This is a genomic window from Ktedonobacterales bacterium (assembly GCA_036557285.1).
Classification (GTDB): domain Bacteria; phylum Chloroflexota; class Ktedonobacteria; order Ktedonobacterales; family DATBGS01; genus DATBHW01.
Window position 1 is genome coordinate 1 of record DATBHW010000015.1, and the last position, 6,249, is coordinate 6,249.

The 6,249-nt window shown below is 57.2% G+C and carries 5 protein-coding genes; 1 reads left to right on the forward strand and 4 read right to left on the reverse strand.

Features of this window, described 5'->3' with window-relative positions; genetic code table 11:
• Window positions 1-230: 230 nt before the first annotated feature.
• The gene (locus VH599_05335; protein HEY7347721.1) at window positions 231-1,403 is read right to left on the reverse strand and encodes a GAF domain-containing sensor histidine kinase; all 1,173 of its coding nucleotides are present in this window, start codon (window positions 1,401-1,403) and stop codon (window positions 231-233) included.
• A gap of 168 nt (window positions 1,404-1,571) precedes the next feature.
• Window positions 1,572-2,027: a YbjQ family protein gene (locus VH599_05340; GenBank protein HEY7347722.1), complete on the reverse strand. Its 456-nt coding sequence runs from the start codon at window positions 2,025-2,027 to the stop codon at window positions 1,572-1,574.
• A gap of 398 nt (window positions 2,028-2,425) precedes the next feature.
• On the opposite strand from VH599_05340, the gene VH599_05345 reads away from it, so the two are divergent.
• Complete coding sequence (locus VH599_05345; GenBank protein HEY7347723.1) at window positions 2,426-3,112, forward strand: Ig-like domain-containing protein; 687 nt, start codon at window positions 2,426-2,428, stop codon at window positions 3,110-3,112.
• Between the two features lie 75 nt (window positions 3,113-3,187).
• Here the strand turns inward: VH599_05345 and VH599_05350 are convergent, their stop codons facing one another.
• Window positions 3,188-5,473 (reverse strand): molybdopterin oxidoreductase family protein, encoded by a 2,286-nt coding sequence (locus VH599_05350; protein ID HEY7347724.1) that lies wholly within the window; start codon window positions 5,471-5,473, stop codon window positions 3,188-3,190.
• Window positions 5,474-5,672: 199 nt separating this feature from the next.
• Window positions 5,673-6,068: an MFS transporter gene (locus VH599_05355; protein HEY7347725.1), complete on the reverse strand. Its 396-nt coding sequence runs from the start codon at window positions 6,066-6,068 to the stop codon at window positions 5,673-5,675.
• Window positions 6,069-6,249: the final 181 nt, after the last annotated feature.

Genomic DNA, 6,249 nt, shown 5'->3' on the forward strand with positions numbered 1-6,249 from the left:
ATACCTGGCATCTCTGGAACCGACTGCTCCGCAAAGTTTTGATGCATACGATGGCCGTCTGGACAACTACCTCCTTGGGCGAGGAGCCACTTCAGTTCGCTCGCCTCGTGGCTTAAACAACTTGCACATCGGGTGACGTTATATAAGAACAACAGAAACTACAGAAACTACACCTATGGGAATACTAGCACAAAAAGTTGCGAAGAGGACTTTCAATCTTATCAGGATAGTTATTTGAGCGGAATGCTCACTTCCAGGCAGGTACCAGCGCCAGGGCTGCTTTCCAGGCATAGCGTACCACCCAGAAGCCTGGCACGCTCGTTCATACCGATGAGCCCATAGCGATCTGTAGGTACCTGGGATGGCTCGAAGCCCTGCCCATTATCCCCGATACGCAGCCGAATCTGCTCCGGGGTGATCTCCAGCCGCAGACGTGCCTCTATAGCCTCCGCATGCCGGGCGATATTCGTCAAGGCTTCCTGGGCGATACGGTACAGCCCTGCCTCGATGCGTACTGGAAGCGGGCGATCATCGCCAAACGCCTCGAAGCGCACCCTGGTTTCACCTCGCGCGGTCACATCTTTTGTCAACGCTTCCAGCGCCTTCTTTAAGGTGTGTCCTTCCAGCGGAGCAGCGCGCAGATCAAGAACCGAGCGGCGGGCTTCTTCGAGATTTGCGCGCGTGAGTTTCAACGCCTGATGGACGGCCTTGCGTATGCGCTCAGGGTCGGCGTGTGTCTCCAGCAGGGCATCGGCGGATTCCAGTTGCAGGCTGACGGCGGTTAAGCCCTGAGCCAGCGTGTCGTGTATCTCTCTGGCAAGCCGGTTGCGCTCCTCGACGACGCTCATCTGGGCGCTGCGGGCGAAGAGGCGCGAGCGTTCGATGGCGATGCTGAGCAGATCACCGATGGTATAGAGCAGGCGCAGATCGTCGGGCGAAAGCTCGCGCCAGTCGGTGCTGGCAACGTTAAGGACACCCAGCTTCTTCTCGTGTGCGTACAATGGGATGCTGGCGTGATAGCGCAGGCCGTTAGCGCCATCAACCAGTCCCGAAAGACGACTACAGGTGAGGACGTTGACGTTGGCTGCGCCTTCCAGGTCGCCTTCCAGGTAAGTATCCAGGCAGTGACAAATGCCTTTCATGCGCCGGGGATTATTCTGCAAGGCTGGCGGAAGGTTCTGCGACGCGGCCAGATAGGTTTTGCCGGTCTCTTCATTGATGAGCCAGACCCAGCCAGTATGAAGGCCAAGCAGTTCTGCGACCTGGGAGAGACTGGTCTGAAGGGTCTGATCGAGTTCTACAGAGCGATTGAGTGCGCTGGCGAAGGCGGTCAAGATGGATAATTCGTGGTTACGCCGTCGCAGTTCGATGGCATTTGATACCGGGAGCGGCCTTTTCTCCATAATATTTGTTCCTCTGGCCGCGAAGGCTGAAATGTCCTGCTTGTTTCGTTTATCTTGATCTACAATACTGAGTATTCTGATGATACCACGCAAGGGCAGAGCGGGCAAGCGCACAGAAGGGCAAGAGACACGGCTGCTCGTCTCGCCCTTCTATGAGGAGAATGACTATTACTGGTTCGGATGAGGGTATTGCCCTGGCTGTGGCGGGACCGGCGGAGCCATTCGCTCGGCGGAGGCTTGCGCTGGGCCGCCAGCGTAGGCTGGCGCGCCATTTGGCCTGACGAAGACGGCAGTGCCATAACAGAGGACTTCGGTGACGCCCTGGGTGATCTCAGTGGCGTCGTAGCGAGCGCCGATAATGGCATTCGCACCCAATGCTGCCGCGTGCTGAATCATAATTTCGTAGGCATCGCGCCGCGCCTGCTCGCAGAGTTCGGTATAGATGGTGATGTTGCCGCCAAACAACTGCTGGAAGCTGGCCCCAATATTGCCAAGAGCACTGCGAGAACGGACGATGATGCCGCGCACCACACCCAGGTTCTGCATAACTGTGAACCCTTGTAATTCAAACGCGGTGGTTACGAGTCGGTGATCGAAGTTAGGAACTTGTTGTACCTGCTGCATGTGAAGCTTAACCTTCCTTCTAGCCTAGTACACGCGATGAGTCGTTTTTTGCTTGTGGAGCCGAGATGTTCTTCAGTAGTAGTCGCCCGCCAGCAAGCGATTACGCGCAGAGCGGACCCTACGGCTGATCCATTATACTACCCTTGAGGCTTGTTCTCTTACTGCCCGGAATGTTTGAGGCTATGGGTCGTTGTGGTTTTGTGAACCACGTCTCTTGCGAGAGGTAGGGCGCGCCTGTTATGCTAGAGCCAGTTATAGAAGGTTGAGAGTTGAAGTGGGTCGCATCTGGCTTTTCTTCGGCGCCAGAGGGGTTAGTGAGGATAGGGCGTTATCATGCTCATTATTGCTATGAATGGACGGCAGCGCGCTGGCGTTGAGAATAAGGAGGTTTGGTAGCTATGTCTCTCTCAGATGCTTTGCAGTTCCGTAGGCGGGTGCTGATTCTGGCGGCGCTGCTCGGATCGCTTGCCATTGCGGGGCTAAGCAGCCAATTGGCCCATGCCGCGCCTGCATCCTCTGCACGTCCGTTTGTTGGCTGCGCGCCCTGTATCTCTTCGCTGGACCCTGCACAAAATGGAACTGTTACGGCGAACGTCTCTGGTAATGTGACGATCAAGTTTTCGGCGCAATTGCTCAATCCGTTTGTCAGATTTGTGTTGACCCTTGATGGCACAGTGATTGATAACGCGAAGATTCAAGTTACATCGAACGATCCGTTGCAGCCGACAGGACAGTATACGGCTGCGCTTGGTGCGGGGAAGCATACAGCAATGGTGGAGGTTGATGATACGAGTGGGTCGGCGGCTGCCTTTCCTGGCTGGACCTTTACTGTCCAGGCTCCACCTCAAACGCCAATACCAACTAAGACACCTGCCAGTAGCTCGAACGGCAACGGCAATAACACTGGGAGCAACACCGGGAACAGCGCCAGCAATAATTCTGGTAATTCAAGTAGTGTCGGCCTGCTTTCGCCAAAGACCCTCAGCATTATCCTGTTCTCGATTGCAGGCGTGGGGGTAATCGTGATGGCGTTCATTGCTGGGATGTGGTATAGTGGCCGCCGGTCGTTTGGCGGCAGACCTTGAGCGCGGCCACGGAAGGGATCGGGCAGCTTATAGCCCTGGCATACGTCGGCTATAAGCTGCGAGGCACGCCTGTTCTCAGGTGATTGCTTCTTGCGCATGGTTGTCATTCCTGGTAGCAGAAGAAGCCATCGCTCTGACGGTTACGGGGATGCCATTCAAGACGGCATTGCCAGACAGCGCATCGGTGCATTGTTCGCTGGTGAGCATATTGGTATTCACGCCAGGGTTCTGAGCAGCGATGGCAAGCTGGCTGCCAGGCTGGTTGTGTCCCCAGCCATGCGGCAGGCTGATAACCCCAGGCATGATACTGTCGGTGATTTCGACAGGGACTTCTACAGAACCGGCGCTAGAGGTGACGCAGGCGGCTTCGCCCTCTACGAGTCCCAGGCGAGCCGCGTCGGTGGGATGCACATGCAGCGTGCAGCGATTCTTGCCTTTGGCGAGGATATGCAGGTTGTGCATCCAGGAGTTGTTGGAGCGCAGGTCGCGGCGACCTATAAGGAGCATACCGCCGTTGGCGCGGTCGAGTGAGGCACGCAGGTGCTCGACATCCGCTACCAGCGCAGCAGGGGCCAGTTCGATCTTGCCGGAAGAGGTGCGCAGCACCTCCGGGATGCGCGGCTGAAGCAAGCCAAGATCAATGCCGTGTGGATGCGCCTCAAGCTCAGCAAGTGTCAGGCCGGTTTTGACTGGTGTGAAGGCGTCGCCATAGGGGCCGCTGCGCAGCAGGAAATCCAACAGGCGCTCCGGGCCACGCCGAGGTTCAAGAGCTTGAAGAATCTCCCCAGCGTCGCGGCCCGTGATGGACGAGCCAGGCGTTGCCACCTCACGCTGAATGAGTGCCAGGGCCGCCATTTCATCGAGGATCGCTATATCGGCGGATGAACCGTGCCCGGCCAGGATAGCCGAGAGGCGGAGCATGACCTCCCACTCGTTGAGCATGCCAGGCTCAGGGGCAAAAATGGGCGCGGAATAGTGGGCGATGTTCTGCACCGAAAGCTGATAGAGTGCTATGTCATAATGTGAACGAGTGAGCACGGATGGCGCTGGAAGGATGACGTTGGCGTGTCGGGTGGTTTCGTTTAGGTACAGGTCCATGCTCACCATGTATTCGAGGGTCGAGAGCGCCTGTTGCAGTCGCTGACCATTGGGGGTGCTGAGGGCCGGATTCCCAGCGATGGTGATGAGCGCCCGGACCTGGCCCGCCCCAGACGTTTCGATCTCTTCCGCGAGGCAGGCGACGGGGAGTTCGCCAAAGCACTCAGGCAGGCCACGCACACGACTCTTCCAACGGCCCAGGCGCACGCCGCGACCGCTACCAGAGGCTCCGCTGGTATTCCGCGCGCCCGCAGCCGCCTTTGGGAACATGGCGCCGCCTTCGCGGTCAAGATTGCCGGTGAGGATGTTGAGAACATCAACGAGCCAGCTAGCCAGCGTGCCGAATTCCTGGGTGCAGGTACCGATTCGTCCATACACAGCAGCGCGCGGGGCAGAGGCAAGCTCACGGGCGAGGTGGCGGATAGTCTCGGCAGCGATGCCACAGAAAGGCGCGACGCGTTCGGGAGTAAAAGGCTGGGTCAGGTCACGTACCTGCTCGATGCCCAGTGTGTGTTCCTCCAGACGACCAGGATTCAGCAGCCCTTCGGCGAAGAGTGTCTGAATCATGGCAAAGAGGAGATGAGCATCCGAACCAGGCTTAATGAAGTAGTGCTGATCAGCCATCTGAGCCGTGCGCGTGCGATAGGGGTCAATGACGATCAGCTTTCCCCCGCGCTGCTGAAGTTTACGCAGGCGCCCCCGTATATCGGGCGCAGTCATGAGGCTGCCGTTGGAGACGAGTGGGTTTGCGCCCAGCAGCATCAGATAATCGGTGCGTTCCAGATCAGGGACAGGAACGCTCAGCAGCGTGCCAAACATGAACCCGGCGGCCACCTGCTTGGGCATTTGATCGACGGTAGCGGCAGAAAAGATACTGTGTGTCCCGGCGGCTTTGAGCAGAATAGGGAGATAAAGCTGGTTGGCAAGCTGGTGTACGTTTGGGTTGCCAAGATAGACGGCGAGGGCGTCGCGCTCATGCTCTTGTATTATAGGCAACAGGTGTCGTTCGATGTCGGCGAAGGCTTCATCCCAACTGATCGGAAGCCATTGATCGCCCTGGCGCAGCAAGGGTTGGCGGATGCAGTCAGGGTCGGCATGGAGTTCTTTAAGGCTCGCGGCTTTTGGGCAGAGGTAGCCGTGGCTAAAGACATCCTGGGCGTCGCCTCGGATGGAGAGCACCTCTTGCCCCTGGCTGACGATTTCCAGGCCGCAGGTCGCTTCACAGAGGGGGCAGATTCTGTAACTGGTGGTCAATACCGTCATGGTGGCTCCTTTATCTGGCACACCAAACGCCGCGGCGCGTTGGGAATAGATTTGGCACTGCTTTGCAGGTAAGACTATTGTACCCTGTTATGGAGATAGCTTGCAACTCTCTACACAGTTCCTGGCCTTGGTACCTTGGGAACGTTAGAGATAGGGCAAGCAATCTTTCCAAGAAAACTCGATTTTGGCTATCTGGTTGTTATGTCGAACCAATGCCTGTTGTTCTTCCAGTAGCGCTCGATCTGCTCCAGGGTTTTGTTTTGGTCTCTGGCACAAGCGCCCAGCAAAAGATGAAGGCGACTATGCCAAGAAATGCATAGATCCAGAAGCTGCCTGGCCTGCTAGTAACATCGATGAGCGTGAGGAAGGTAATGCTGACCGCCAGGTTGGCTATCCAATTGAATAAGCTGGAAATGCTGGCACCAGTGGCCCGCAGCCGATTGGGAAAGAGTTCCGAGCTCATCAACCAGAAGACCGCCCCCATGCCAATAGCGAAGGAGATAATGTACAAGAGCAGGCAGATGAGAACGAACCAGCCAGCTTTGGTTGGGTCGAGTGCAAAAACGACACCCATTGTCGCCAGTTTGACCACCATATCCCCCACTCCCTCCAATCAGCAAGGGGCGACGGCCTATCGGTAGTTTGTTGACACCGGGTTACGGTGGCTCATAGAGGAACAACCCATTCCCCTGTCCCAGCCAGTCAAGCCGATGGTGGAGCGCAGGCGGTGGGGGCGCTTTGGACCACGCGCGCCAATACCGCTGCAGCAGCAGCCA

Coding starts and splice junctions, on each gene's coding strand:
- VH599_05340 (HEY7347722.1), bottom strand. CDS start 2,027: ATGCAGCAGGTACAACAAGTTCCTAACTTCGATCACCGACTCGTAACC.
- VH599_05345 (HEY7347723.1), top strand. CDS start 2,426: ATGTCTCTCTCAGATGCTTTGCAGTTCCGTAGGCGGGTGCTGATTCTG.
- VH599_05335 (HEY7347721.1), bottom strand. CDS start 1,403: ATGGAGAAAAGGCCGCTCCCGGTATCAAATGCCATCGAACTGCGACGG.
- VH599_05355 (HEY7347725.1), bottom strand. CDS start 6,068: ATGGTGGTCAAACTGGCGACAATGGGTGTCGTTTTTGCACTCGACCCA.
- VH599_05350 (HEY7347724.1), bottom strand. CDS start 5,473: ATGACGGTATTGACCACCAGTTACAGAATCTGCCCCCTCTGTGAAGCG.